Source organism: Octadecabacter arcticus 238, from assembly GCF_000155735.2.
GTDB lineage: Bacteria > Pseudomonadota > Alphaproteobacteria > Rhodobacterales > Rhodobacteraceae > Octadecabacter > Octadecabacter arcticus.
In genome coordinates this window covers 2,964,413-2,990,772 of record NC_020908.1, presented here as the reverse complement: position 1 = coordinate 2,990,772, position 26,360 = coordinate 2,964,413, and the positions used below count along the sequence as shown (strand labels likewise).

Annotated in this window: 22 protein-coding genes and 3 pseudogenes; 19 read left to right on the top strand and 6 right to left on the bottom strand. The window is 57.3% G+C overall.

From position 1 onward, the window contains the following. Nucleotides 1-46: 46 nt before the first annotated feature. Both OA238_RS15440 and OA238_RS15435 read left to right on the top strand, forming a co-directional pair. Complete coding sequence (locus tag OA238_RS15440) at nt 47-1,303, top strand: vWA domain-containing protein (protein WP_015495884.1); 1,257 nt, start codon at nt 47-49, stop codon at nt 1,301-1,303. A gap of 50 nt (nt 1,304-1,353) precedes the next feature. Next, entirely contained in the window at nt 1,354-3,171 is a 1,818-nt protein-coding gene (locus tag OA238_RS15435; RefSeq protein ID WP_015495883.1) for an ABCB family ABC transporter ATP-binding protein/permease, read from the top strand. An 11-nt stretch (nt 3,172-3,182) separates the two neighbouring features. Here the strand turns inward: OA238_RS15435 and OA238_RS15430 are convergent, their stop codons facing one another. After that, on the bottom strand, nt 3,183-3,674 hold the full coding sequence (locus OA238_RS15430) for a fatty acid desaturase (protein WP_420806498.1): 492 nt from the start codon (nt 3,672-3,674) through the stop codon (nt 3,183-3,185). Beyond that, the gene (locus tag OA238_RS35105) at nt 3,557-3,898 is read right to left on the bottom strand and encodes a fatty acid desaturase (RefSeq protein WP_144055913.1); all 342 of its coding nucleotides are present in this window, start codon (nt 3,896-3,898) and stop codon (nt 3,557-3,559) included. Before OA238_RS35105 ends, OA238_RS15430 begins: the two co-directional genes overlap by 118 nt. Before the next feature lie 62 nt (nt 3,899-3,960). Between OA238_RS35105 and OA238_RS30345 the strand changes: the two genes are divergently transcribed. Next, a protein-coding gene (locus OA238_RS30345; RefSeq protein WP_085982740.1) for an IS630 family transposase occupies nt 3,961-5,024 on the top strand; the annotation gives its coding sequence in 2 pieces (ribosomal slippage) (nt 3,961-4,450 and nt 4,450-5,024; 1,065 coding nt in all). Here OA238_RS30345 and OA238_RS15415 read toward each other — a convergent pair. Genes OA238_RS15415 through OA238_RS15405 form a run of 3 tightly spaced genes read right to left on the bottom strand, consistent with a single transcriptional unit; the run spans nt 5,021 to nt 10,235 of the window. Continuing rightward, nucleotides 5,021-5,245 carry a hypothetical protein gene (locus OA238_RS15415; protein WP_044036956.1) on the bottom strand — a complete coding sequence of 75 codons (225 nt, stop codon included), beginning with the start codon at nt 5,243-5,245 and terminating at the stop codon, nt 5,021-5,023. The genes OA238_RS30345 and OA238_RS15415 overlap by 4 nt on opposite strands. Then, nucleotides 5,245-9,009: an efflux RND transporter permease subunit gene (locus tag OA238_RS15410; RefSeq protein WP_015495881.1), complete on the bottom strand. Its 3,765-nt coding sequence runs from the start codon at nt 9,007-9,009 to the stop codon at nt 5,245-5,247. Before OA238_RS15410 ends, OA238_RS15415 begins: the two co-directional genes overlap by 1 nt. Further along, nucleotides 9,006-10,235, bottom strand: a complete 1,230-nt coding sequence (locus tag OA238_RS15405) for an efflux RND transporter periplasmic adaptor subunit (RefSeq protein ID WP_015495880.1) — start codon at nt 10,233-10,235, stop codon at nt 9,006-9,008. Before OA238_RS15405 ends, OA238_RS15410 begins: the two co-directional genes overlap by 4 nt. Before the next feature lie 259 nt (nt 10,236-10,494). Here OA238_RS15405 and OA238_RS15400 point away from each other — a divergent pair, with 259 nt between their 5' ends. The 12 genes and pseudogenes from OA238_RS15400 (at nt 10,495) to OA238_RS15345 (ending at nt 21,182) form a co-directional block, all read left to right on the top strand. After that, nucleotides 10,495-11,184: a hypothetical protein gene (locus tag OA238_RS15400; RefSeq protein WP_044036954.1), complete on the top strand. Its 690-nt coding sequence runs from the start codon at nt 10,495-10,497 to the stop codon at nt 11,182-11,184. Further along, complete coding sequence (locus tag OA238_RS15395) at nt 11,168-12,547, top strand: PQQ-like beta-propeller repeat protein (protein ID WP_015495878.1); 1,380 nt, start codon at nt 11,168-11,170, stop codon at nt 12,545-12,547. Before OA238_RS15400 ends, OA238_RS15395 begins: the two co-directional genes overlap by 17 nt. 48 nt (nt 12,548-12,595) lie before the next feature. After that, entirely contained in the window at nt 12,596-14,086 is a 1,491-nt protein-coding gene (gene der, locus OA238_RS15390) for a ribosome biogenesis GTPase Der (RefSeq protein ID WP_015495877.1), read from the top strand. A 289-nt stretch (nt 14,087-14,375) separates the two neighbouring features. Next, complete coding sequence (locus OA238_RS15385; RefSeq protein ID WP_015494886.1) at nt 14,376-14,672, top strand: transposase; 297 nt, start codon at nt 14,376-14,378, stop codon at nt 14,670-14,672. Then, nucleotides 14,669-15,493 (top strand): IS3 family transposase, encoded by an 825-nt coding sequence (locus tag OA238_RS15380; protein WP_015494677.1) that lies wholly within the window; start codon nt 14,669-14,671, stop codon nt 15,491-15,493. Before OA238_RS15385 ends, OA238_RS15380 begins: the two co-directional genes overlap by 4 nt. Nucleotides 15,494-15,686: 193 nt before the next feature. Further along, entirely contained in the window at nt 15,687-15,908 is a 222-nt protein-coding gene (locus tag OA238_RS33910; RefSeq protein ID WP_051076501.1) for a DUF6444 domain-containing protein, read from the top strand. Nucleotides 15,909-15,923: 15 nt separating this feature from the next. Next, nucleotides 15,924-17,102: pseudogene (gene tnpC, locus OA238_RS15370) on the top strand (IS66 family transposase); the annotation flags it as partial. Nucleotides 17,103-17,266: 164 nt separating this feature from the next. Further along, a pseudogene (locus OA238_RS15365) lies at nt 17,267-17,686 on the top strand (integrase core domain-containing protein); the annotation flags it as partial. Between the two features lie 69 nt (nt 17,687-17,755). Beyond that, nucleotides 17,756-18,580: an IS5 family transposase gene (locus OA238_RS15360; RefSeq protein ID WP_015495875.1), complete on the top strand. Its 825-nt coding sequence runs from the start codon at nt 17,756-17,758 to the stop codon at nt 18,578-18,580. 28 nt (nt 18,581-18,608) lie between these two features. Further along, a pseudogene (locus tag OA238_RS15355) lies at nt 18,609-19,211 on the top strand (integrase core domain-containing protein); the annotation flags it as partial. Between the two features lie 135 nt (nt 19,212-19,346). After that, on the top strand, nt 19,347-20,684 hold the full coding sequence (locus OA238_RS15350) for an 8-oxoguanine deaminase (protein ID WP_015495874.1): 1,338 nt from the start codon (nt 19,347-19,349) through the stop codon (nt 20,682-20,684). Nucleotides 20,685-20,708: 24 nt separating this feature from the next. Then, the gene (locus OA238_RS15345) at nt 20,709-21,182 is read left to right on the top strand and encodes a CAP domain-containing protein (protein ID WP_015495873.1); all 474 of its coding nucleotides are present in this window, start codon (nt 20,709-20,711) and stop codon (nt 21,180-21,182) included. On the opposite strand, the gene guaD is transcribed toward OA238_RS15345, so the two are convergent. Further along, nucleotides 21,179-22,465: a guanine deaminase gene (gene guaD / locus OA238_RS15340; protein WP_015495872.1), complete on the bottom strand. Its 1,287-nt coding sequence runs from the start codon at nt 22,463-22,465 to the stop codon at nt 21,179-21,181. The two genes, OA238_RS15345 and guaD, sit on opposite strands and share 4 nt — an antisense overlap. Before the next feature lie 106 nt (nt 22,466-22,571). Here guaD and mgtE point away from each other — a divergent pair, with 106 nt between their 5' ends. From mgtE to OA238_RS15320, 4 genes are all read left to right on the top strand, one after another. Then, nucleotides 22,572-23,957, top strand: a complete 1,386-nt coding sequence (gene mgtE / locus OA238_RS15335; RefSeq protein ID WP_015495871.1) for a magnesium transporter — start codon at nt 22,572-22,574, stop codon at nt 23,955-23,957. Next, the gene (locus tag OA238_RS15330) at nt 23,954-24,520 is read left to right on the top strand and encodes a 5-formyltetrahydrofolate cyclo-ligase (RefSeq protein WP_015495870.1); all 567 of its coding nucleotides are present in this window, start codon (nt 23,954-23,956) and stop codon (nt 24,518-24,520) included. The genes mgtE and OA238_RS15330 overlap by 4 nt, the downstream gene beginning before the upstream one ends. Before the next feature lie 100 nt (nt 24,521-24,620). Next, on the top strand, nt 24,621-25,448 hold the full coding sequence (locus tag OA238_RS15325; RefSeq protein WP_015495869.1) for a TIGR00282 family metallophosphoesterase: 828 nt from the start codon (nt 24,621-24,623) through the stop codon (nt 25,446-25,448). After that, complete coding sequence (locus tag OA238_RS15320) at nt 25,445-26,356, top strand: DMT family transporter (protein ID WP_044036947.1); 912 nt, start codon at nt 25,445-25,447, stop codon at nt 26,354-26,356. Before OA238_RS15325 ends, OA238_RS15320 begins: the two co-directional genes overlap by 4 nt. Nucleotides 26,357-26,360 lie beyond the last annotated feature (4 nt).

The window sequence follows — 26,360 nt, the reverse complement described above, 5'->3', positions numbered from 1 at the left end:
GGGGAGGCCGACAGGCCGGGGGCAGCGCCCCAATTGGACAAACGTGATGGACCTGCCGCGCCTTGATCTGCCCGAAGATGGCAAACTCGGCCATAACATCACGCATTTCGCACGGGCGTTGCGCAAGGCGGGATTGCCGATTGGACCGGGCCGTGTGCTGGATGCAGTTGCGGCCGTCAGGGTTGCGGGGTTTACGGATCGGGCAGATTTTTTCTACACGTTGCAGGCTTGTTTTGTCAGCCGCCCCGATCACCGCGCGGTGTTCGCCCAGACGTTCCGGTTGTTCTGGCGCGATCCGAAATACGTTGATCATATGATGTCGCTGATCACGCCGATGGTGCGCGGCGTGCAAGAAGACCGCCACGCCAAAGCGGCCGAAAAACGCGCGGCTGAGGCGTTGTTAGACGGGGTCGAGGCACCGGCGAAGGACGCACCACAAGACGACGCAACAGAAATCGACATTGATGCGTCACAGACCGTTTCAGCACAAGAACGCCTGCGCACGTTGGATTTTGAACAAATGAGCGGCGATGAAATGACGCTAGCCAAGCGCATCTTGTCGACGCTGACGTTGCCGATAGATCCGTTGGTGTCGCGGCGCATGAAAGCGGGCGCTGGGCGCAGTCCCGACTGGCGCCAAACGCTGCGGATCGCCAACCGCTGGGGTGGTGAAATCCGCGGGTTTGCGATGAAGACAAGGCGAACGCGCGCGCCCAATTTGGTCGTTCTGTGCGATATTTCGGGATCAATGTCGGCCTACAGCCGTGCGGTGCTGCATTTTGTCCATTCAATTGCCAATCAAAAGGGCGACCAATGGGGCAGCGTCCATGGGTTCACATTCGGTACCCAATTGACCAACATCACCCGCCATTTGCGCACCCGTGACGTTGATGCCGCACTTGCCGCAGCCGGGGCGCAGGCGCAAGATTGGGAAGGCGGGACGCGGATCGGGGCCTGCATTGCGGCCTTTAACCGCGACTGGTCGCGCCGTGTGCTGGGGCAGGGTGCCTGCGTTTTGTTGATCACTGATGGGCTGGATCGCGACGCCACAGGTGATTTGGCCAAGGCGATGGAACGGCTGAACCTGTCTGCGCGACAGCTGATCTGGCTCAACCCGCTGATGCGTTGGGAAAACTTCGCACCCAAGGCCCATGGAATTCGCGCCATGATGCCCCATGTCACCAGCTTTCGCGCAGGCCATAATATTGCATCGCTGCAAGGACTGGCGGCAGCGATTTGCGATCCGCGTGATGGGGGTGATAAGGCACGCATGTTGGCGATGATGCGCCTCAAGTCTGGTTAATCTGACACAGGCACACTAGGTAAACACTTCAGTTCAGATTGGAAACGACTATGCGCCGCGCGACCAAAACTTCCGCGAACCTCGACAATACCAAAGTGGAAGGCTGGAACGTGATCAAGCGTGTGATCCCGTACCTTTGGCCGGAAGATGAACTGTGGGTGAAACGGCGCGTCGTGGCGGCCATGGCGGTGCTGTTTTTCGCCAAACTGATTGCCGTTGGAACGCCGATTTTGTACAAAGGCGCGGTTGATGCGCTGGCGGGCGAGGGATCGGCGTCGATGCTGGCGATTGGCGCGGTTGGACTGACGGTGGCCTATGGATTTGTGCGCCTGATGAACGTCGGGTTCCAGCAATTGCGCGATGTGATCTTCGCCAAAGTCGGGCAACGGGCATTGCGCGCGCTCGCGCTTGAGACATTTACCCACATTCACCGCCTGTCCTTGCGCTATCACATCACGCGCAAAACCGGCGGTTTGAGCCGGATCATTGAACGCGGTGTCAAAGGCGTTGATTTCCTGCTGCGGTTTTTGTTGTTCAGCATTGGCCCGCTGATCCTTGAGCTGATCATGATCGCAATCATTCTATTTTTCTTGTTTGATGTCTGGTACTTGGCTGTCGTTGTGGGTACCATTTCGCTTTATATCTGGTTCACATTTACCGTCACCGAATGGCGGGTGAAAATCCGCAAAGAGATGAACGATCAAGACACTGACGCGAACCAAAAGGCGATTGATAGCCTACTGAATTTCGAGACCGTCAAATATTTTGGCGCCGAGGAGCGCGAGGCAAATCGCTACGATGGGGCGATGGAGCAATACGTCGCCGCCGCGTTGAAAACGTCCTATTCGCTGGCGTTTCTGAATTTCGGGCAATCGGTGCTGATCACCGGCGGATTGGTTGTGGTGATGGTCATGGCCGCAATCGGTGTGCAGAACGGCGCGTTGACGGTTGGTGATTTCGTGATGGTCAACGCCTACATGATCCAAATCACCATGCCGCTGAACTTTTTGGGCACGGTTTACCGCGAAATCCGCCAAGCATTGATCGACATGGGCGATATGTTTACGTTGCTCGGGCAACCGGCGGAGGTGAATGACAAACCGGACGCCAAGGTTCTAAAGGTCCAAGGCGGTGAAGTGGTCTTTGACGGGGTGTTCTTTGGCTACGACGCGGCGCGACCCATTTTGAAGGGCGTCGATTTGTCTGTTCTAGCGGGACAGACCGTGGCGATTGTCGGGTCATCGGGGTCTGGCAAATCCACCATCGCGCGGCTCTTGTTCCGGTTCTATGATGTGGGCGAAGGGGCGATCCGGATTGACGGCCAAGACATTCGTGATGTGACGCAGGAAAGCCTGCATGACCAAATCGGTGTCGTGCCGCAGGATACGGTCCTTTTCAACGACACGATCCGCTACAACATCGCCTATGGACGGGACGGGGCCAGTTTTGACGACATCAAAGCCGCGGCGAAAGCGGCGAAAATCCACACCTTCATTGAAAGCCTGCCCGACGGGTATGAAACGACAGTCGGTGAACGTGGTTTGAAGTTATCGGGTGGCGAAAAGCAACGCGTCGGCATTGCGCGCACGTTGCTCAAGGACCCGCCGATCTTGATCCTTGATGAAGCGACAAGCGCGTTGGACACTGAGACAGAGGGCGAAATCCAGACCGAGCTTAAGGCGATGGGCCAAGGCCGCACGGTTCTGACGATTGCGCACCGCCTGAGCACTATTTCGGATGCAGACCGGATTGTCGTGCTTGAGGAAGGTGTGATCGTTGAGCAGGGCACCCATGATGCATTGATCGCCGCAGATGGGCGCTATGCGCAGCTTTGGCATCGCCAGCAGCAGGATGAAAAGGCGGCGTAACCGCCGTGTCGTTATTTTAACGGCAAGGTATAGGTTTTCGTGAAGGCCACGTAGCCATCCGCAATGACCTCCAAGTGGGGTGCCGTGACCGCGTGGGCATCTGGTAAATTGTGGAACGGCACGTTTGGATAGGCGTGGTGTTCGGCGTGATAGGGCATGTTCCACGCGAGCAGTTTGACTACTTTGTTCGTCAGTGTCGTGCGCGAGTTTTCGAACATATTGGCGACCTGCGGGCAGCGTCCGTGCTCGGCCAAAAGATACAGACGAAGGACCGGAAATCCGAGCGCCAGCGGCAAGGCCCAGATCCAGATCAGGATCGGACTGACGGTCAGGGTGAAAACTGTCCCCGCGGCGTAAAGCGCGATCAACAGGCGGCTTTCGGTTTTTAGGCGTGTATGGGCGCGGGGCGACACGTGGTCTGATCGAACGATCCGCGGGCGTTTTCGCGCAGCGTGCGCAGCTTTGACGCCCAATATCCCAAGGTGCCCAGATGCCATGCGAATGCGGACCAAGAGTCCGGCTTTGAATCGCTAGCCAGTTTTGGGTCTTTGTGCGGGTCGTTGGTGTGGCGGTGATGCGCCAAGTGGAACGTGCGAAACCACAGGAACGGTTGCGCGATCATGACAGCGCAGATGTGGCCGACAAGTTCATTCAGCCAGACCGAACGGAACGGCGTTTGATGGGTGCATTCGTGCTGTAATACCAGTGGCCATAATATCTGACTCATTTTTTTGGTTTTAATTTTTGGCAAACTCTGAATCAATGACCTCCATAGATTGGGAGGTGCTCATGGGTGGAGCCATAAAAATTACGCGCACGGATATGTCTGCGAAAGATTTGCGCCGTGCGGCAAAGCGAACCAAGGATGGGCGGGTTGTACGGCGACTACTGGCCATAGCGCTGGTGCTTGATGGGGTGGATCGTGAAACGGCTGCCCGCAGCAGTGGTATGGATCGACAAACACTTCGGGATTGGGCGCATCGCTTTAACGCAGAAGGCATTGAGGGGTTATCGGATCGGAATGGCAAGGGGGCAAAACCACGGTTGTCGCCCAAGCAACAGGCGCAATTTGTGGCGTGGGTGGAGGCCGGGCCCGACCCAGTAAAAGATGGCGTAGTACGATGGCGTTGTGTCGACTTGCAGGCTCGTGTTGAAGAGGAGTTCGACGTGAAACTGCATGTGCGTACGATTGGGAAATATCTAACCAAGCATGGCTTTCGCCGCCTGTCTGTGCGTCCAGAGCATCCGAAAACTGATCGCGAAGCGCAGCAGGCTTTTAAAAAAACTTTGCGAGCCTCGTAAACGATACTCTGCCAGAACATGCAAAGGGGAAGCCTCTTGAAGTATGGTTCCAAGATGAAGCCCGCGTTGGACAACAGGGGACACTCACCCGTAAATGGGCCAAGCGTGGAACTCGCCCGCGCGCACCCCGTGATATACGCTTCAAATGGAGTTATATCTTTGGTGCCGCTTGTCCCGCACGTGGTACCGCCGCAGGTCTCGTCCTGCCCTACGTCAACGCCGAGGCTATGGGGCTGCATCTTGATGAGATCGCAAAAGCTGTCGCACCCGGCTCACATGCCTTGCTGATTGTTGATGGGGCGGGGTGGCATGGCGCAAAATGTTTGCAGGTGCCAGATAAAATTACGCTCGTTAAGCTGCCACCGTATTCACCCGAACTGAACCCCATGGAAAACGTCTGGGCTTATCTGCGAGCTAATAAACTCGCAATCACAGTTTTCGACACCTATGACGAAATACTCGACAAATGTGCACAAGCTTGGAACTTCTTTGCGAACGACCCAGAGCGAATAAGTTCAATCACAGATCGAGAATGGGCAAGGGTCACTTAATTCGGCCATTGGTATAAGGTGAACAAAAACACCAGCGCGATGCCAAGCGGCAGCAGTGCAACCCGCCACAGCGGCAGGCCCGTGGCAACATAGCCCGCCAACACCAAGATGATGCTTGCATGTTTTGCCAGATGCATCAGCCCCGCGGAATCGCTGCGGGTGGTCAGGTCTGCGCGGGTTCGCGGCGGGAGTGATGCCAGAACCTGTGTAGGCTCTGGCATCACTCAGCCGCTTTGAGGGCGCCTGCTTGTCCCATCACAGGAACCGGCACCTCATCATCAGGATCGTCCCAGATGATTTCTGGTGCCTTTACCAGTTTGGCTTCGCGGCTCAGCGCCCAGTCTTGTGCGGCGCGGCTGGAATTGCCCATCGACAGTTTGGACAGCAGCTGCGCACCCCAGCGCGCGTAGGTCGTGACCCAGACACGCAGGGCCAGCATGGACGGGGTGAACACCAGCGTCAGCACGGTCGCGATGCCAAGGCCAAAGACCACTGCCGTGGCCAGTTGTTTCCACCACAGCGATGTTGGGCTGTCGATGGAATAGCCACCACCGATAAAGTCCAGCGAAAGCCCGAACATCATCGGCGCAAGGCCCGCCATCGTGGTGATGGTGGTCAGCAACACAGGGCGAATACGGTCTTCTGCTGTGCGGGTGATCGCCTCGGTGCGGGGCATGTAGCGTTCGTATTCTTGATAGGTGTCGATCAGAACAATGTTGTTGTTCACCACGATTCCCGCAAGGGCGACGATCCCTGTGCCTGTCATGATGATCGAAAACGCCTGATCCATGACCAGCATACCGATCAGCACACCCGTTGTGGACAGGATTACCGCCAACAGCACAAGCACCGAGTTATAGACCGAGTTGAATTGTGCCAGCAGGATGATGAACATCAAGCCCAGTGCGCCCGCGAAGGCCTTGGCGAGGAACGCACCGGATTCGGCTTGGTCTTCTTGATCGCCAGTCCACTCGAAGCTGACGGAGGTGGGGAAGGGGTTGGTGTCGAGCCACTGGGTTATTGTCGCGATGCGTTCATTGCCATTGACGGCCACGGGAAGCGCGTCGCCGTCCGTGATGGCAGTTTGCACAGCCGCGACGTTTGGCGCATCGATCAGGTCGACTAGCACAAAGATTGTGCCGTCCGATGTCATGATCGTGCGGTTGGCGTCTGGCGCGGCGTCGCTGTCCTGGAGTTCGCGGAACAGGCCGAGGACGGACAGGTCATCGCCTTCGCCAATTGTGAATTTTGTGAGGTTTGGTGCCACATCGGCCTTCACATCAAAGTAGCGATTTTGATCAATCCGATCAATTTGGGCCAGTTCGGGAACAGGCGCGCGGGTGATGAAATTGGACAGCGGCACGAGGCCTGAAGACGTGCGCACGCGCAAGCTGTCCAAGGTGGACAACACGCGGTCGGCTTCGGGCAGGCGCACGCGGATTTCGATTTCTTCGTCCGACGTATCGACCCGCATCGTGTCAAGCAAAATGCCCCGTGTCACCAGTTGCACCATGCCACCGACTGCCGCGACATTGGCGCCGTACCGGCCCGCTTTCTGCACATCGACAGTGATTTCCCAATCAATGCCGGGCAGGGGGCGGCTGTCCTCGATCAGGGTCAGGCCGGTCGTTGTGTCGAACTGGTCCCGCGCGAGGGAGGTGGCCACGCGCAATTCATCCCAATTTCCACCTGACAGGCGCAGATGCACCGGTTTTGCCGAACCCGGACCCATCGACAGGTTTAGGATTTCAGTGCGGATACCGGGGATCGTATCAAGGGCGGTTTGCAGCCGTGCGATCACCAGATCACCGTCCAATGTGGCCAAATCAATGTCATTCGCGCGCGCGAATGCGGGGCGGTCGTCCCATGGAACCAATTCGATTTGCAGCTGTCCAATTGCATCTTTTGGACCACTTGCACCGGAGGTGTTTTGGTTCAAACCACCCTCTCCGGCAAAGGCAAAGACCGACTGGATACCAGGTTCTTGCAGGGTGATGGTTTCGACTTGGCGCACGAGGATGTCTTTTTCCGCAATCGACAGGTTGCCGCGGGCTTGGACGTAAACGATGGCCTGTTCCGGTTCGTTTTCAACGAAGAATTCGACGCCGTTGTTGTTAGCACCAAAAAAGATGAACGTCGAATAGACGAGGAAGACTATGCCAACGATAGACACGATGGGCATAATCGGGTTGCCGGCGATGAAATGGATAAAACGGCCAAAGATCGTGCGGCGGTAGCCCGCCTTGATACGCTTTGCAGGGCGTTCGATTTTGGCGGCACCGACAGTGATCGACACGGCAACGCCGCCCAACAAGAACACGATCATCCCGGGCAGGGCGGCGAAAAATCCGCCATTGTTGAACTGTTCACCGGTCAGATAGCCGGGGTTTAATGTCATCATTGCGCCGGTGAACACGATCATGATCGCGGGCAGAACCAAGAGGGCATTCACGAACCACGGCAAGCGGGCCTTAAGAGCGTCTGACGTGTTGCCAAAGGCGCGCGACATGCGCCCTGTGACGCCGCCCATGACTGGCAGATAAATCAGCGCCACGATCAGCGATGCGGACAAAACGAAGATGATTGTCACAGGCAGCATGCCCATGAATTGCCCCGGCACACCGGGCCAGAACAGCATGGGCAGGAACGCACAGAGCGTCGTGGCGGTTGACGACACGATGGGCCAGAACATCCGTTTGGCGGCGTCGGTATAGGCCTCCATCGGGCCGGCGCCTTCCTGCATGCGTTTGTCGGCGAATTCGACCACCACAATGGCCCCGTCCACCAACATTCCCACAGCAAGGATCAGTCCGAACATGACGATGTTTGAAATGGTCACGCCCATCACCGCAAGGAATGCAAAGCACAGCAGGAACGATGTCGGAATAGCAAAGCCGACCAGCAGCGCTGGGCGCGTGCCAAGGGTTGCGAGGATCACGATCATCACCAGCGCGATGGCGGTCAAAACCGAGCCCTCAAGCTGGCGGACCATGGAATTGACGTTGCGGGATTGGTCGTTGGACAGGCCAACTTGCACGGCGTCTCGCAAATCTTGCGGCCATGCCGCGACTTCGGCGTCGATCACGTCGCGGACTTCTTGTGCGGTGTCGATCAGATTGAACCCACGGCGTTTGACCACCTGCAACGCCACTGTCGTCGTCCCGTTAAATCGCGCGGTGCTTGCGCGGTCCTCAAACGTCAGGCGGATTTCTGCAAGATCGCCCAGCGTGATAACGCGGTCGCCGTTGATCTTGACGGGCAGGGAGTAAATGTCGCGCGGTTCATCGAAACTGGACGGGATTTTGACAGCGAACGACCCCTGTGCTGTCTCTACTTCACCGGCGGCGATCAGTAAGTTGTTTTGGGTGACGACGTCGATCAGCTCACTTGCCGTGACGTTGTAGGATTCCAGCTTGAGCGGATCAATGATGACCTCAATCATCTCGGCGCGCTGGCCTGTTAACGGTGCCTCAAGCACACCTTCGATGCCTTCGACGGTTTCCTGCAAATCCTCGGCCACTTGGATAAGCGTGCGTTCGGGGACGTCGCCCGTCAGGTTGACGATGATGATCGGGAACTCGGAAAAGTTGATTTCATTGATGGAATAATTATCGGCCCCATCCGGAAATTCGCTTTCGACGGTGTTCATCGCGTCGCGAATGTCGGCCATGGTTTCGGTCTTGTTCCAACCGAAATCGAATTCCAGCGCAACACCTGCGTAGTTTTCGGCCGCTGTCGCGGTCATTGTCTTCAACCCGTCAAGGTCGCGCAACTGCGATTCCATCGGCTGGACCAGCAGCGTTTCGGAATCTTCGGCTGAAATACCGGGGAAGGGGACGGACACAAAGATCACCGGAATTTCGATGTCCGGTTCGCCCTCTTTCGGCAAGGCATAATAGGCGAATCCCCCCGCCAAAAGCGACAGGATGATAAAGGCGATGACCATGCGCGCACGTGCGGCGGCGACGTCGACGATTTTGATCATCCGTCAGTCTCCTGCTGCATGGTCGCAATGACGGGCACGCCGTCTGTCACATATTCTTGTCCGACAACAATCACGACCACCGTGTCGGGCAGGCCTGTGACCCAGATGCCATCAATGGTGTCGCGCATGATGCCCACGGGCATGAATCGCGCGATATCGATGTCGCTGCCATCTTGTGTGACGATTGCACGGATGCCGATGGCGCCGTCATTGTCCAACGTCAACGATGAGGCTGGCAAAAGATGCGCCATGCGCCCGTCCGAGGCGACGATAATTTCGGCCGTTTGCCCGTCACCGATACGCTGATCCGCGTTCGGCACCCGAACTTCGACGCGGAATGTGCGGGTCTGCTCATCTGCTGAGCGCGACAGGAACGTCACTTGGCCCACGACCTCTTGCCCCGTTGTCAAGCGCGCACCGGCCATGGCACCAACCGAGATCTGGCTGATGCTGGCTTCCGGCACGAATCCCACAAGTTTAATCGGGTCCAACTGGATAATGGTGGCGCAGGGCGCGCCGGGCTGCATGAGCGAGCCAAGTTCGCTGGTGTCACTTTCAAGCAAACCAGCAAAGGGCGCGGTGATGTTCAAACGTTCAATTTCACGTTCATCTGCCGCGACGGTGGCTTGCGCACCCTCAATGCCCGCTTGCGCTGATATCACTTCGCTAGAGGCGCGTTGCACGCCCGCATTGGCGGCTTCTAGTGCGGCTTCGGCACTGATCAGACGGGTTTCAGACGCAAAACCGTCTTCAGACAGGCGGCGTGCGACGTTGACGTTAATTTCGGCTTCGCGGACGCGGGCTGAGGCTTCAAGGACCGTTGCTTGGGCTTCGGGAACGCGACCTTGCGCCTCTGCCAGACGCGCGCGGCCTTCGGCCAATTGCGCTGCAAGTGTTCCGGGGTCAAGTTGGCACAGCAGATCGCCAGCGTCGACAAATGCGCCTTTGCGGATCGGTTCGGATATCACAAGGCCCGAGATTTCGGATGCGACGGTCACTTGCCGCGCAGCTTCAGTGCGCCCGCGCATGATAACTGCGCTGTCCACGGTGACGGCTTGTGATGTCATGGCAACGACACTGATCGGGTTAAGTGTGACGTCGTCTTCAATTGTTTCTTCGACGCCCGGCTCGACTTGGGCAAAGGCCAGCAACGATTCCCTCTCAAACACGAGGGCGTAAAGTGCGATCGACACGACGATGGCAGTGAATAGGGGCATTAGTCGCATAAATTAAGTCTCGCAGTGTGGGATCAGAGGGATGTCATCGAATCTACTAGTTATTACGCTAAACCGACCAGTTCAGATTAAAGAGAAAGTGCCGCGTCAGCAAGGCGGAAATGTTAAAGGTTGTTACTTTGGAGTATTCACCGGGAATGGCATGATTTTCGGGGTAATTTCACGGCCCATTTCCAATGTGTGACCGCGCGGGTCTTGTCCCTGCTTGCCCCTTCGCGATAAGAGGGGCGGGAAACTGCGCGAGGGCAAAATGAGCAATTCTGAATCCTTCATCGATGAAGTCACTGAAGAGGTCCGCAAGGACAAGCTGTTCGGCTATATGCGTAAGTATGGTTGGATCGCCGTCTTGGCTGTTTTGCTGATCGTTGGCGGCACCGCATATTCGGAGTTTCGCAAGGCGCAAACGACAGGCGCGGCGCAGGCGGTGGGTGATGAAATCCTTGCGGCACTGGAAATTGACGATGACGAGGGGCGCGCTGCAGCTTTGCAGGCGATTGACGTAAGCGGCCCTGCGGCTGCGATCACAGGTTTGTTAACGGCGGCGAATTTGACCGAAACCGACGACATCGCGGGGGCCGTTGGCGCACTTGAGGCGGTGGCGCTGGACGCTGATGCGCCGCAAGTCTACCGCGACCTTGCTGTGCTGAAATCCGTTATGGTTCAAGGCGATACACTGTCGATTGAAGATCGCCGCGCGCTGCTGGCAGGCTTGGCCATGGCCGGTGGGCCGTTCCGTGTACTGGCGCAAGAGCAGCTCGCGTTGATCAGCGTTGAAGCTGGAGATATTGAAACTGCGGTGACGCAGTTTGTCGCCCTTGCCCAAGACGCCGAAGCGACGCGGGGCTTGCGTGAGCGGGCGTTCAGTATGATTGTAGCCTTGGGCGGTGACATTGAAGCACTTGTGGGTGATATTGCTGCCACAGATGCGCAGGACAATTAAGACACCCGCTAAGGGGCCCGAAAAGGGGAACGACGTGACAGGCAGAATATTGACAGTCTTCAAAAGACCGACACTGGTGGCTCTGGCGCTTACGACGGCACTCGCGGCCTGCGGAGAACAAGACATCATCCTCACGGGTGAGCGGCTAGATATTCGGGGCGGAGCGACAGATGTCGCCGCCTTCGTGAACCAAGCCCGCCCGATTTCATTGCCCGCTGCTGTGACCAACGCCGATTGGACCCATCGCAATGGTGGGCCGACCCATATGGTGACCCATCCGGCCCTTGGTGCGTCCCTCGCGCCGTTGTTTTCCAACAATATCGGTGCAGGTGACAGCCGCCGCCTTCGCATAACTGCTGATCCGATTGTAACGCCAAGCGCGGTCTACACGATGGATGCACAAAGTCAGGTTCTTGCGACATCGACCGCAGGGGAAACCCTTTGGGCGCGCAGCGTCATCCCGCCAACCGACAATCCGCGTGATGCGTCGGGCGGTGGTCTGGCTGTGGCGGGGCCGGTTTTGCTGGCCACTACCGGATTTGGCGAAGTTGTCGCGCTGGACGCGGCCTCGGGCGCTGAAATCTGGCGCCAAGACCTTGATGCGCCCGGGACTTCTGCGCCTACAATTGTCGGTGATCTGGCCTACGTGGTGGCCCGTGATGGCCGCGCTTGGGCTATTGAGCTGGCATCGGGACGAATCCGCTGGACCCAAAGTGGCACACCACCTGTGTCGAATTTCTCAGGCGGGGCAGGTGCTGCGGTGTCTGGTGATTTTGCGATTTTCCCGTTTCCGACAGGCGAAGTTTTTGCGGCCTTCCCTGAGGGCGGGTTGCGCCGTTGGTCCACTGTCGTGACTGGCCAGCGCCCCGGCCGAGCCGCCTCAAACATTTCTGACATCGCTGGTGATCCGGTGATTGACGGCGACCGCGTCTATGTGGGCAACTTCTCGGGCCGCGTTGTGGCGCTAGAAATTGCCAACGGAGATCGCATCTGGACTGCGACCGAGGGCGCCGTTGGCCCTGTATGGCCCGCGGGCGGGTCGGTTTTCCTGGTCAATGACCTCGGCGAATTGCTGCGGCTTGACGCGGGCGATGGCACCGCGATTTGGCGCGTTGCATTGCCCAGTTTTGAACAAACCCGCGAACGTCGCCAGAAAACCCGTTTTGCCCATTATGGCCCTATCCTTGCGGGGGGGCGTCTTATTGTGGTTTCAAGCGACGGGTTGATCCGCGAGTTTGACCCCACGTCGGGCGCCTTGGTGGGAACCATCGAAATCCCAGGTGGAGCGGCGTCAAACCCTGTCGTTGCCAACGGCACGCTTTACGTTGTGACCAAGCGCGGTCAATTGCTGGCTTTCCGTTAAGCGACAAAGCGTGTAGTGCGCGTTTCTAACCTAATAGAGTCGTACCCCATGTCATTCACTCTCGCCATTGTGGGCCGCCCGAACGTCGGCAAATCCACGTTATTCAACCGTCTTGTCTGCAAAAAGCTTGCGCTTGTTGATGACCAGCCCGGAGTCACGCGCGATTTGCGCGAAGGCGCCGCGCGTTTGGGCGATTTACGATTCACGGTGATCGACACCGCGGGTCTGGAAGAAGCCACTGATGAATCGTTGCAAGGCCGCATGCGCGCTTTGACCGAACGCGCCGTGGAAATGGCTGATGTTTGCCTGTTCATGTACGATGCGCGCATGGGGATCATGCCTGCCGACGAAGTGTTCGCCGACATCCTGCGCAAAAAAAGCGCCAAAGTGATTCTGGCAGCCAATAAATCCGAAGGCCGTGCAGCAGATGCGGGCGTGATTGAGGGCTTCAATCTGGGCCTTGGCGAACCCATTCGCCTGTCCGCCGAACACGGCGAAGGCTTGAGCGAGATGTATGACGTCTTGATGCCGATTTCGGATGCGTTTGAAGAACGCGCAGCCGCCGATGCGCCGGACGTGGACGTCGAAGTTAATGAAGACAACGAAGAAGACGGCCCGCGCGTTCCCACAAAAGCAAAGCCACTGCAAATTGCCGTTGTGGGCCGCCCAAATGCCGGTAAATCGACGCTGATCAACCAGATCCTTGGCGAGGACCGGCTTTTGACGGGTCCGGAGGCGGGGATTACCCGTGATGCGATCTCTGTACAGATGGACTGGGGCCCTGAGGGCGCAACGGTTCCGGTGCGTATCTTTGACACGGCTGGCATACGAAAGCGTGCTAAGGTGCAGGAAAAGCTTGAAAAACTGTCAGTCGCGGATGGTCTGCGTGCGGTGAAATTCGCCGAAGTCGTGGTCATTCTGATCGACGTGGAAATTCCGTTTGAACAGCAGGACTTACGGCTTGCCGACCTTGCCGAACGCGAAGGTCGCGCTGTGGTGCTGGCCGTGAACAAGTGGGATGTTGAGGGTGAAAAGCAGGCCAAGCTGAAAGAGCTTCAGGAGCAGTTCACCCGTTTGCTGCCCCAGCTGAAAGGCGCGCCGCTGGTGACTGTGTCCGCCAAGACCGGACGCGGCATTGATCGTCTGCAAGAGGCCATTCTGAAAGCCCATGAGGTTTGGAATCGTCGTATCACCACCGCGCAATTGAACCGTTGGTTGATGGGCATGACCGAGGCGCACCCACCGCCCGCACCGGGCGGGCGTCGCATCAAGATGCGCTACGCCACACAGGTCAAAACCCGCCCACCGGGGTTCGTTGTGATGTGTAGCCATCCCGATATGCTGCCCGAAAGCTATTCGCGCTATCTGGTCAACGGGTTGCGATTGGATTTCGATATGCCGGGCACGCCGATCCGTCTGCATTTCCGCAGCCAATCGGATAAAAACCCGTATAAAAATAATACGAAATCAACACCGTCGCGCCTGCGCAAGCACTTGGGCAAAGCGCCAGCTGACGTGAAAAAGCGGTTTAGGGGCTAGGCTGAACGATTGGCCTTCTGGCACACCTGAAAGGCCAGCAGTGCCAACATTGCAACGATCCCGAGGGCTGCGAATGCGCCCACTGGGGTCATGCCGTTGGCGACGATGATGCCCACCAGCGCTCAGATTAACGTCAGGCCGTAGCCCGGTGTCGCGCCAAGTCGGCGCTGAACGGTGAGCGCGACGATCAGAGCCAGTGCGATCCCTGCAAACGCCCAGCCTGTTGTGAACTTCGTCCCTGTTGCCGGACATTGGGGTACTTTACCCCAGTCCGTGAAAGGGGCACCAAATGGGACAACATCGACGCAATTATACAGACGATTATAAGGCAGCTGCAGTTGAGCGGTTATATGAGCCTGGTGCGACGCAAGGCAGCGTTGCCAAGGAGCTTGGGATCACTGGGACGCAGCTGAAGACGTGGCGCTTGGAAATTGAGGCGTTTGGCTCAGTTGAAGCCAAACGGCGTCAGCAGGCGGATGCGGCTGAATTGCTCCGCCTTCGCAAAGACAACAAGCGGCTTGCTGAGGAAGTGGAGATTTTGCACAAAGCATCCGCTTTTTTCGCGGCGCGGCTGGTGAAACCATGACGAACAAGCGTGCTTTCGTCACCGCCCATAAAGCTCAATACGCGGTTTCAATATTATGCCGTCTTCTAGAGATATCCCGGGGCTGGTTCTACGGGTTCCCAGCCAGTCAGCCTGCACGTGATCAGCGTCAAGCTAATCGCGACGCTCGGGATCAGGCGTTGCTTCCCAAGATAAAAACCTTCTTCAAGGCCAGTAAGAAATGTTGTGGATCAAAGCGTATTCACCAAGACTTACTGGCGGATAGTGAGGTCGTCTCCGAGCGCCGTGTTGCGAGAATAATGAAGGAACACAAGGTGTCCCCGCTTCTTCGCAAGCGTAGAAAGCCAATCACAACGGACAGCAATCATAAGCTGAAGCCATCCCCAAACTTGTTGGAACAGAAATTCCACAGCCAGACGCCTAATGCCGTTTGGCTGGCGGATATCACCTATATCGACACGGACGAAGGCTGGCTTTATCTGGCTGGCGTGAAGGACATGGCTACGCGTGAGATCGTCGGTTGGGCGATGGAGGATCACATGCGTGCGGAGCTTTGCTGCGCCGCCCTCGAGATGGCTCTGGGACGCAGAGGCCCGGTTCCGGGATTGATACACCACTCCGATAGGGGCGGCCAATATGCTGGCGGGGACTATCGCAAGCTGATCAAAAAGGCGAAACTCACTCAATCCATGAGCCGCAAGGGCCAATGCCTCGACAATGCGCCGATGGAAAGCTTCTTTGCTTCATTGAAAAAGGAGATGGTTCACCAGCGGCGCTTTAGAACACACGCTGAGGCCAAGGCCGCCATCTTCGAATACATTGAGGTCTTCTACAACCGCTAGCGCCGTCATTCAGGCGTCGGCTACAAAACGCCAAAACAGGCTTTCGAAGATATGACGTAACTCCCAAGCACCCCAGCCGATAACGGGTTTTTGTCAGTTTTGATGTGAGTCTCCTTGGCCATTAGGCGCATGAATTTCCTGTTGTGGTCTGAATTTCGTGGCGCTGTGACGATTTCTCTGAATCATTGGTGGAATGGACCAAGTTACTGCTCTTGAACAACTCCTCGCCACGGCTCTGCGCAGGATCGCCGAGTTGGAAGCCGCGTTGGCGAGCATGGCGCAAGAGAATGAGGATCTGCGGCGTCAGTTGACCAAGAACAGCAGTAATAGCAGCAAGCCGCCTTCGAGTGATGGGTTGAAGAAGCCGGTACCGCGTAGCCTGCGTGGTAAGTCCGGTAAGAAAAGTGGTGGTTAAGTTGGCCACCGAGGCGACACCCTACGTCAGACAGCAACGCCTGACTTTGTGGAGCGACATGAGGCTGAGGCCTGTGGCACCTGTCAGCATGGCTTGACGGCTGGGATGATCAAGGCGGTGGAGAGGCGTCAGGTTTATGACATACCGGTGCCGCGTCTGGAGGTCACAGAGCATCAGGCAGCGATTTATTGTTGTAGCCATTGCCGAGCCACGACGACAGCCACCTTTCCCGATGGCGTGAATGCACACGTGCAATACGGTAAGCGCATTCGGGCGGCGGCGGTCTACTGCAATGTTCAGCAGCTGATCCCCGAGGATCGGGTCTGCCAACTCCTGCGTGATTTGTTTGGTGCCACCAGCCTATGCGCGGCCAGCGTGACCAACTGGGTGAACGGCACAGCGCGTACCTTGGGTGGCGTCGTCGAACACATTCTGGCCCGGCTCAATGAAGGCGGCGTTCGGCATCTGGATGAGACCGGACTTCGTGTTGCTGGTAAGCTGCACTGGCTGCACTCAATCAGCGATCTCGCCTTCACGCATTATCGCATCAGCGCCAAGCGCGGTGCTGTTCCATCCTTCCTGACCGGCGGGACAATTGTTCATGACCACTGGAAGTCCTATTACGCCCATATGAGTGGGGTGGACGCGCACGCCCTGTGCGGGGCGCATCATTTACGGGAACTCAAGGCCATCGAAGAAATCGAAAAGGAGCCGTGGGCGTGCGCGATGAGCGTGCTGCTCAACAGCGCCAATCAGCTCAAGTGCGCGGCTCAGGGGCGAGGCGAGACCGAACTCCCCACGTCGGTTCACCACGGCATCCTCACCAAATACATGGCGATCCTCACCGAGGGCCTCGCCTTCCATGAGCGACAAGACCCACTGGCTAGACGCACTGGTGCGCGAGGCCGAAAAGCCAGGCGGCCAGGCCATAACCTTCTGGTCCGCTTGCGCGACTACCGTGATGACGTCCTAAGGTTCCTTACGGACTTCACAGTTCCCTTCACCAACAATCAGGCCGAACGGGACCTGCGCATGATGAAGTTGCGCATGAAAATCTCGGGAACTTTCCGCACCCTCGAGGGCGCGCAGGTCTTCGCTGACATCAGATCCGTCATCTCGACGGTCAGAAAACACGGGGGCAATATCCTCGAAACACTCACCCTATCACCACAACAGATCATCGCTCGGCTCTAACGTCGCAAGGGCAACACAAAACCCGATATCCGATGGGGTCCTTGGGAGTTACGCAAAGACATGATGCTGAATAAGTTCAGATAGATGTGAGACAAAATTTTGTTGCCAAGATTTAGGCGACCTCGGAGACTGAGAATTGAAAGAAACCAGCTCACGAGGCCAATATGCAAATCATCGGACTGCACAAGAACGTTTATAAACTTTATGCTTGGGCGCGGACACAAGAATGTTTGGACGTGTACCGTATCAAATACGAATGTCAGGTTCGGCAATGGGACGACTTACGTACAGAGGGCGTTTCTCTATCAAAGTGCGCTGAATTCGTCGGCATCTCGCGCGCGACATATTACCGTCACAAGCGTATTTTGAAGGTTTTGGCGCAGGCAATCATACCGCCTTCAAAGGCTCCCAAACGCTGCAACAAGTCACAGTGGGGCGAGGCAGAAAAGCAATTGGTGCTTGAGGCCCGCCGCGACAATGAAACCTACGGTAAGGAGAAAATAGGGGCCATCTTGCGTCGCGACAAAAAGCAAACCATGAGCGATAGCACCGTGGGGCGCATTTTGAGCTTTCTAAGAGCCCGATTTAAAACTATTTGAGTGAGTTCAGTAGTTTGTGATTCTGTTCGGTTGTGAAGCTGAATGGAGATCACAATGGCTTGGACTAAACTCACCCGCCGTCAACATGACCGAAATGGCGATAAATACGCAAGCGATATGAACGATGCGGAATGGGCGTTGATAGCGCCTTCAATGCCGCCACCGAAGACAACTGGTCGGCCCCGTACGACACGTTTGCGCGACGTGGTTGACGCGCTCCTCTACATTGCAACGACCGGATGCCAATGGCGTATGTTGCCCAACGACTTCCCTCCGGTTTCAACGGTTCGGGGCTATTTCTACGCGTGGCGTGATGACGGCTTGCTTGATGAGATAAATCAGAAGCTGGTCGAAGCTGCGCGTCTGGCCGAGAACCGCAAAGCCCAGCCAACGGCAGGGGTCATAGATAGCCAGAGCGTAAAAACCACTGAAAGCGGTGGTACTAGGGGGTATGATGCGGGCAAACGGATCAAGGGCCGCAAGCGCCACATCGTAACCGATACGGTTGGATTGCTGATAGGCTTGGTGGTCCACAGCGCCGGAATTCAGGACCGGGATGGCGCACCCGATGTGCTGAAAGTGATCGCCTTGCGCTATCCATCATTGCGACATGTATTTGCGGATGGCGGGTATGCAGGACCCAAACTGCGGGACGCGCTAAAGGCCCTCGGCCGATGGACCGTCCAGATCGTCAAACGCTCTGACACCGCGGAGGGCTTTGAAGTGCTGCCGCGGCGGTGGGTCGTCGAGCGCACCTTCGCCTGGCTGAACCGATGTCGCCGCCTATCGAAAGATTGGGAGAAATCCATCGCAAGCGCAGAGGCTTGGATCCTCATCGCGCATATCAGACGCGTCACACGGCATCTCACAAAGAATTGAGAACGTTCAGTTAGTTTTGAATCAGACTCTAAGGAAAAAAGGCCTGATCACACGATCAAGATCTGCGCCCCAAAAGCGCAAGCGTAATTTTTCCAAGGGGCATGCCAAGGGATGGAAATATAGGGATTACAAAGATATTGTGGTTGGCGAGCGTGTGCAGATCGATCATATGACTGCCACGAAGAACGGCGTCACGTGCAAACACTTTCAAGCCTGGGAGAGGTGTAGCAAGCATATCCACGCGCAAGTTTATTCGAATGCCACGGCACGCTCTGCCAAACGGTTTTTGCAAGAACTCGTGGAAATAGCTCCCTATAAGATCATCTCAATTCAAGTCGATGGCGGGTCTGAGTTTATGGCCGATTTTGAGACAGCGTGCGAACAGATGGAGATCCCGCTCATTGTGCTGCCGCCAGCAAGGCCAAAATACAACGGTGGTGTCGAGCGCGGTAACCGCACCTTCCGCGAAGAGTTCTATGCATGTCGTGATCTCATTGCCGACAGCATAGGAGCGATGCGGTTTGAACTTCGAAAAGCCGTCGATAAATACAACACATTCAGGCCTCATCATGCCTTGAAAGGCAAGGCACCAATGGAGTACATTCGAATCACTCAGGCCAAAGTCGTGTGAGTCTCAAAACACCTGAACCTATACAATGCAGAGAAAGCTTGATGGGCAGGCAAGAACGCCGCTAGTCTAGGGCAGTCGCGTCCTTACCTGTTCTGGCGGCACTTAATTCACCGAACTGGATCGAAGGGAGGGCACATGCCTGATATTTTGATTAAGGGCGCCGTGGCGGTTTTGACCATGGATGATACGCGGCGTGAGTTGGAGGGTGCGGACGTGCTGATCCGCGACGGCGTTATTGCTGATGTTGGTGTTGGATTGCAGGCTGGCGGGGCAGAGATCGTCCTTGCTACAGGATGCGTCGTGACGCCGGGTTTGGTGAACACGCACCACCATTTGTACCAAACGCTGACGCGGGCTGTTCCGGGGGGGCAGGACGCTTTGCTGTTTGGCTGGCTGCAAACGCTCTATCCGATTTGGGCGCGGTTTGGGCCTGAAGAGATGTATATCTCGGCACAGATCGGGCTGGCCGAGTTGGCGCTGTCGGGCTGCACGATGACATCGGATCATTTATATCTGTTTCCGAACGGGTCGCGGCTGGACGATACGATTGCCGCGGCGGGTGATGTTGGATTGCGGTTCCACCCGACGCGCGGTGCGATGAGCATTGGGGAAAGCGATGGCGGTCTGCCGCCGGATTCACTGGTCGAAAAAGAAGCTGCCATTCTTGAGGATTGCGTCCGCGTCATCGACGCCTTTCATGACCCATCCGAGGGTGCGATGGTGCGGGTCGGTGTCGCACCGTGTTCGCCGTTTTCGGTCAGCCGTGATCTGATGCGCGACGCGGCGATTCTGGCGCGCAACAAAGGCGTGATGCTGCACACCCATTTGGCGGAAAATGACGAAGATATCGCGTATTCGATGGAGAAATTCGGCTGTCGTCCGGGCCAATATGCCGAGGATTTGGGCTGGACCGGTCCGGACGTGTGGCATGCCCATTGCGTGAAACTGGACGGTCAGGAGATTGATTTATTTTCCAGATCAAAAACGGGCGTTGCCCATTGTCCCTGTTCCAACTGTCGTCTTGGATCAGGTATCGCACCTGTACGGGCTATGCGGAACGCGGGCGTAAAAGTGGGTTTGGGAGTTGATGGATCAGCGTCCAATGACGGCGGTTCGCTGGTCGGTGAGGCGCGCCAAATGATGTTGTTGCAGCGGGTCGCAAACGGCGCGGATGCCATGTCATCGCGCGAAGCGTTAGAGATCGCGACACGCGGCGGGGCGCAGGTTCTGGGCCGCGATGACTGCGGCCAGATCGCGGTTGGCAAACGAGCGGATATTGCAGTTTGGGACGTGTCAGGGCTCCAGAGTGCGGGGTCTTGGGATGTGGCGGCATTCCTGCTTGCGGGCCCCACATCTGTGCGTGATTTGTTTGTCGAGGGGCGCAGAATCGTGGCGGATGGCCGTGTGGTAAGCTTTGATCTTGAGCGTGCGATTGCGCGACAAGGACAGTTGGTGCAAAAGTTGCAAGAATAGAGGGTTTTTGCGGGAGGGTTTAATATGTCAAAAGCTGGATTTGCGGTCGTGATGATGTTTGTGTTTAGCGGGTGTCAGACAGTTACGCCCCCTAACGTGGCGCAGATGGTCGATCCGCCGCAAGCCGCTGTGAACGCTGGGGCCACATTCTTTGCACTCATCAATCAAGAACGCTCTGCAAGGGGATTGCGCAGTTTGTCCGCCAACGCTGGGCTTGCTGCCGCCGCACGCGATCATGCGCAAGACATGGTGAGCAACAACTATTTCTCACATGACGGGCGCAATGGGTCGTCGTTTAGCCAACGGGCACGGGCTGCGGGTTACACCTGTGCCGCAGCGGAAAACATTGCTTTTGGTCAAACATCAGAGGCCGAAGTCATGACCGAGTGGATGAACTCATCCGGTCACCGTCGCAACATCCTGTTGTCTGATGCGCGTGACTACGGGCTCGGGCGGGTTGGCAATATGTGGGTGCTGATGATGGGGCGCGGCTGCTAGACTGCTTTTCCCGCCACATAGACCGCAGCTATCGCGCGGTCGTCGCCCATCATGATTGTTGGGAACAGCGCCTCCCACAGGGAATTGGCGTGGGCTGATCGTTGCGCAATTGCAGGGGTGGACGCGAGGTTGAGGACGGCAATATCTGCCATCGCGCCCACATTCAGTGACCCGATCTGTCCTGACATGTGCAGCGCCGACGCGGAGCCTTCGGTGGCCAGCCACATCAATTGCGCAGGGTGCAAAGCGGTGCCGCGCAATTGCGCAATTTCATAAGTTGCGGCCATTGTGCGCAGCATTGAAAACGAAGACCCGCCGCCTGTGTCCGTGGCCAGCCCCGTGCGGATGCCGCGTGCTTTCAGGCCAGCCATGTCAAACAGACCGGACCCGATAAAGGTGTTGGATGTCGGGCAATGGACGACGGCCGCGTTTACCTCAGCCAAGCGATCTATCTCGCGGGGTTCAAGGTAGATGGAATGGCCATACAGCCCACGTTCACCCAGCAGATCAGCCGCTTCGTATGTATCCAGATAGTCGCGCGCCTGCGGGTGTAGATCGCGGACCCACGCGATTTCATCTATCTGTTCGCTGAGATGGGTTTGCATCAAGCAATCAGGATGTTCAGCCCACAATGCGCCAAGTACATGCAGCTGTTCGCGCGACGACGTGGGTGTGAAACGGGGTGTGATCGCGTAGGTGATGCGGTCCTTGCCGTGCCATTTTTCCAGCAGCGCCTTGCTGTCGTCGTAGGCAGACTTTGCGGTGTCGCGCAGCCCGTCGGGGGCGTTGCGATCCATGCAGGTTTTACCGCCAACAACGGCCATGCCACGCGCATTGGCCGCCTCAAAATAGGCGTCAACACTGCCGGGGTGGATGGTGCAAAAGCTGGTCAATGTGGTTGTGCCGTTGGCCAAAGCCAAATCCAATGTGCGACCTGCGATTTCGTCAGCGTAGGCGCGGTTCGCAAACTTCATTTCTTCGGGGAAGGTGTAGGTGTTCAGCCAGTCAATCAGCCGCTTGCCCCATGACGCGATCATCGCCGTTTGCGGGTAGTGCATATGGCCGTCCACAAAGCCCGCCGTGATCAGGTGGTCGCCATGATCCGTCACTGTGGCGATCGGGTTGTCACGACGCAGATTATCAGCCTCGCCCACAGCCGCAATGCGCCCATTGCGCACCAAAACGCCGCCACGCGCGCTGATATGTGCTGCCGCTTCGGGATCGCCAGAAAATGGATCACTTGAGAACCGCAAAGTTTGGCCGAGAAGGAGTTGATCTGTCATCCATCACTCCTATGCGCGCTGCAGCGTCGGGTAAATCGTGAATTCACCGATGACCGCTTGAGGGTGAGCGGCATATGGATATGCTGCGATGAAAAAGGGGCGCGCTATGGCAGACTCGGCAGACATCATCGAAGACGAAGACGTAGACGACGAAGGTCTGCCAAAACGCCTCGTCGCGGCAGTCCTTGATGCTGTTGCCAGCACGAATGTCGCCGCACTAAACGCGCTTCTTAATCCGCTGCACCCCGCCGACGTTGCTGACCTTCTCGAACAGATCGACCAGCGTGACCGCGCGACATTACTGTTTCTGTGGCGCGATGGCATTGACGGTGAAATCCTGTCGGAGCTCGGGGACGATCTACGCTCCGAAGTCATTGATCTCTTGGGCCCGGCCGAGCTGGCCGATGCGGTTCGCGACCTTGAATCCGATGACGTGGTCGACCTGGTCGAAGACCTTGGCGTGGACCAACAAGAACAGGTTCTGGATGCGCTTGAGGCGGGAAACCGTGTCGCCGTCGAAAAGGCGTTGGCCTATCCTGACGAATCTGCTGGCCGCCTTATGCAGATGGAAGTCGTGCGCGCGCCGTCCCATTGGACCGTCGGCCAAACGATTGATTTTCTGCGGGCAAGCGATGACCTGCCAGAGCAATTTTACCATGTAATCTTGGTCGATCCGCGAATGAAACCCGTGGGTTACGTCACCCTTGGCCGATTGCTTGGCACGCCGCGGCTGATCCATCTGACCGAACTGTTGGAGGACAGTTTTCGCACTTTCCGTGTCGATCAGGACGAAGAAGAAGTGGCCTATGCGTTCAACCAATACCACCTGATTTCCGCGCCCGTTGTGGACGAAGACGACCGTTTGGTCGGGGTGATCACAATTGATGACGCGATGATCGTGCTGGACGATGAACATGACGAAGACATCCTGCGCCTTGCGGGTGTGGATGCGGAATCCAGCCTGACTGACAAGGTGATCGCGACGACAAAACGCCGCTTTCCGTGGTTGGCGGTGAACCTTGTGACCGCGATTTTCGCATCGCTCATAATTTCGCTGTTTGAAGACACAATCGCGACCCTCGTGGCGCTGGCAGTGTTGATGCCCATCGTGGCGTCCATGGGCGGCAATGCGGGCACACAAAGCCTGACGGTTGCCGTGCGATCCATCGCCACCAAAGACCTTACCGGTGCCAACGTCTGGCGGGTTATTCGCCGCGAAGTGTTGGTGGGTTTGGTGAATGGCGCAATATTTGCTGTTGTTATGGGGATTGTTGGCTGGGTCTGGTTTGGCTCACCGATGCTGGGTCTGGTGATCGCGATTGCGATGGTGATCAACATGGTCGTGGCAGGGCTCGCGGGGACAGGCATTCCCGTCCTGCTTGAAAAAATGGGCGTCGACCCTGCGCTCGCGTCTGGTGCGTTTGTGACGACGGTGACGGACGTGGTCGGCTTCTTTGCTTTCCTTGGCCTTGCTGCTGTGATGTTGCTGTGACCCTTGCAGACCGCAAGGACGCGGCGCGCAAGGCGGCATTTGCCGCGCGCCACATCGCCCACAAAGCTGGCGGCGGCGCGCGCTTGGCCCACGCAGGCTATCTGTCGTCGGTTCTGGCCGGCTATCGTGGCGTGCCATTGGCGGGATATGCGCAGATGCGCACGGAAATCGATCCGACAGCCGCGATGGAGGAAGCCAGCGCACACGGCGCAGTTTGCATGCCCGTGATCATCGCCCCCGCCACACCGCTCAAATTTCGCGCATGGACCCCGGACTGCGTCATGGAAGCGGGGGCATTTGGTGCCAAAATCCCCAGCATTGGCGACTGGATCACCCCTGAAATCCTCATCGTGCCGCTGCTGGCGTTTTCGCGCAACGGTGGACGGTTGGGCTATGGCGGTGGGTTTTATGATCGCACACTTGAAGGTTTGCGCGCTCATCGGCCGACGCTTGCCATCGGCTTTGCCTACGCCGCCCAAGAAATGCCCGATTTACCGCTGGAACCGACGGATCAGCCGCTAAACCTGATCGTCACCGAGACTGGCATCATAGACATCTCTTAACCGCGTCTTTGCTTTAAAAATATCCCGGGGTGTCCGAAGGACGGGGCAGGGCCCCACTCAGCCCTTGCGTCTGGACCGTACCCTTGGAATACCCCACCCCATGAAAATACTCTTCCTAGGCGACGTCGTGGGCCGGTCTGGCCGAACTGCAATCATTGAACAGCTGGCCAAGCTGCGCGAGGACTGGAAACTTGATTTTGTCGTGGTGAACGGTGAAAATGCCAGCAACGGTGCGGGACTGACCAGCGCCCACGCCAAGGCGTTACTTGATGCGGGCGCGGACGTTTTGACGCTGGGCGATCATTCGTTCGATCAGAAAGACATGATCCAGTTTTGCGAAGCCGAGCCACGGATCATTCGCCCGCTCAACTTTTCCAAATCGGCCCCCGGTAAAGGCGCAAAAGTGTTTGAGGCCTCGCGCGGGCGCAAAGTGCTGGTGGCGCAGGCTCTCGGCCAAGTTTTCATGAAACGCCCCTTTGATGATCCGTTTTCCGCACTGGAAACGGTGCTTAAGGCGCATCCCATGGGCGGCAATGTCAACGCCAGCCTGATCGACATCCATTGCGAAGCGACATCTGAAAAGATGGCTGTGGGCCACTTTTGTGATGGGCGCGCCAGCATCGTTGTTGGCACCCACACCCACGTTCCCACGTCGGACACGATGATCCTGCCCGGCGGCACGGCGTTTCAATCTGATGCGGGGATGTGTGGCGACTACAATTCGGTTATCGGCATGGACAAGGCCGAACCGCTGCGTCGCTTCATCACCGGAATGCCGAAAGGGCGCTTTGAACCCGCCAATGGCGAGGCCACGTTGTCCGGCATCTATGTTGAAACTGATGATCGCACAGGCAAAGCCACGCGCGTTGAAGCGGTGCGTCAGGGCGGACGGCTTAGCCAGCAGGGACCTGCTGGACCTTCGTCATGACACGCGACGCAGCGCTGCCTTGGTTGGCGTTGATAGTGTTTGGTGCGGGTTGGGGGTTGATGCAGCCGATGAACAAGATCGCCGTTGACGGCGGGTTTGAACCGTTCGGTATTATGGTCTGGCAAGGCGCGGTGACGCTCGGTCTTGCAGGCGCGCTCGCCCGTCGCAAGGGGCTGCCCAAAGGCAGGGAGCAATGGCTGTTTTGCGCCCAGATCGCACTGCTTGGCACGCTGATCCCTCATTTCGCCAGCTTTACGGCAATCGCATATATTTCTGCCGGACTTGTCGCGATCATCATGGCGTTGATCCCGATCTTCGCGCTTGTCTTGGGCGCACTGCTCGGACGTGAGGCGATGACCCCGCTGCGCATCACCGGCGTCTTGATGGGGTTAGGCGCAATCGTGCTGATTGCCGCCACCCGTGGCGCGGTTGGGTCGGGGCCGCTTTGGGCCGTCGCCGTCGCGGCGATTGCACCGCTGTATTACGCGGTCAATTCGACGATCATCGCAACCCGTGGCATGGCCGGATTACATCCTTTGCAGGCCTACGCTGGGGCGGCAATGATCTTCCTGCCGATCTCGTTTGTGTCCGCGATCTTGAGCGGCCAGTTGCGCGGCGTTGATCTTGTGAGCTTTGCTGTGCTGGCCAGTGCGGTCGGGCATACGTTGATCTACGCGGGCTACCTGTGGTTGTTGACCCGTTTGGGCGCAGTGTTTGCCAGCCAAACGGCCTATCTGGTCACGGGATTTGGCGTCATCTGGTCAATGCTGATTTTGGGCGAACGCTATTCCGGCTGGGTCTGGATTGCGCTTGCGTTGATGCTGGCAGGTCTGACGCTTGTTCGTCCTGCCCTGCCTCGGGATCAAACGGTACTTGCGCAGGTCCGCGGAGCACGCGACACTTCCTAAAACC

Excerpts from the sequence above, each read along its gene's own strand:
- OA238_RS15395 (WP_015495878.1), top strand. The coding sequence starts at position 11,168 with ATGCGCAGGACAATTAAGACACCCGCTAAGGGGCCCGAAAAGGGGAAC.
- OA238_RS15410 (WP_015495881.1), bottom strand. The coding sequence starts at position 9,009 with ATGATCAAAATCGTCGACGTCGCCGCCGCACGTGCGCGCATGGTCATC.
- OA238_RS15440 (WP_015495884.1), top strand. The coding sequence starts at position 47 with ATGGACCTGCCGCGCCTTGATCTGCCCGAAGATGGCAAACTCGGCCAT.
- mgtE (WP_015495871.1), top strand. The coding sequence starts at position 22,572 with ATGGCAGACTCGGCAGACATCATCGAAGACGAAGACGTAGACGACGAA.
- OA238_RS15345 (WP_015495873.1), top strand. The coding sequence starts at position 20,709 with ATGTCAAAAGCTGGATTTGCGGTCGTGATGATGTTTGTGTTTAGCGGG.
- OA238_RS33910 (WP_051076501.1), top strand. The coding sequence starts at position 15,687 with ATGGACCAAGTTACTGCTCTTGAACAACTCCTCGCCACGGCTCTGCGC.
- OA238_RS15325 (WP_015495869.1), top strand. The coding sequence starts at position 24,621 with ATGAAAATACTCTTCCTAGGCGACGTCGTGGGCCGGTCTGGCCGAACT.
- OA238_RS15405 (WP_015495880.1), bottom strand. The coding sequence starts at position 10,235 with ATGCGACTAATGCCCCTATTCACTGCCATCGTCGTGTCGATCGCACTT.
- OA238_RS15435 (WP_015495883.1), top strand. The coding sequence starts at position 1,354 with ATGCGCCGCGCGACCAAAACTTCCGCGAACCTCGACAATACCAAAGTG.
- OA238_RS35105 (WP_144055913.1), bottom strand. The coding sequence starts at position 3,898 with ATGAGTCAGATATTATGGCCACTGGTATTACAGCACGAATGCACCCAT.
- OA238_RS15385 (WP_015494886.1), top strand. The coding sequence starts at position 14,376 with ATGGGACAACATCGACGCAATTATACAGACGATTATAAGGCAGCTGCA.
- OA238_RS15380 (WP_015494677.1), top strand. The coding sequence starts at position 14,669 with ATGACGAACAAGCGTGCTTTCGTCACCGCCCATAAAGCTCAATACGCG.
- OA238_RS15350 (WP_015495874.1), top strand. The coding sequence starts at position 19,347 with ATGCCTGATATTTTGATTAAGGGCGCCGTGGCGGTTTTGACCATGGAT.
- der (WP_015495877.1), top strand. The coding sequence starts at position 12,596 with ATGTCATTCACTCTCGCCATTGTGGGCCGCCCGAACGTCGGCAAATCC.
- guaD (WP_015495872.1), bottom strand. The coding sequence starts at position 22,465 with ATGACAGATCAACTCCTTCTCGGCCAAACTTTGCGGTTCTCAAGTGAT.
- OA238_RS15415 (WP_044036956.1), bottom strand. The coding sequence starts at position 5,245 with ATGCCAGAGCCTACACAGGTTCTGGCATCACTCCCGCCGCGAACCCGC.
- OA238_RS15400 (WP_044036954.1), top strand. The coding sequence starts at position 10,495 with ATGAGCAATTCTGAATCCTTCATCGATGAAGTCACTGAAGAGGTCCGC.
- OA238_RS15320 (WP_044036947.1), top strand. The coding sequence starts at position 25,445 with ATGACACGCGACGCAGCGCTGCCTTGGTTGGCGTTGATAGTGTTTGGT.
- OA238_RS15360 (WP_015495875.1), top strand. The coding sequence starts at position 17,756 with ATGGCTTGGACTAAACTCACCCGCCGTCAACATGACCGAAATGGCGAT.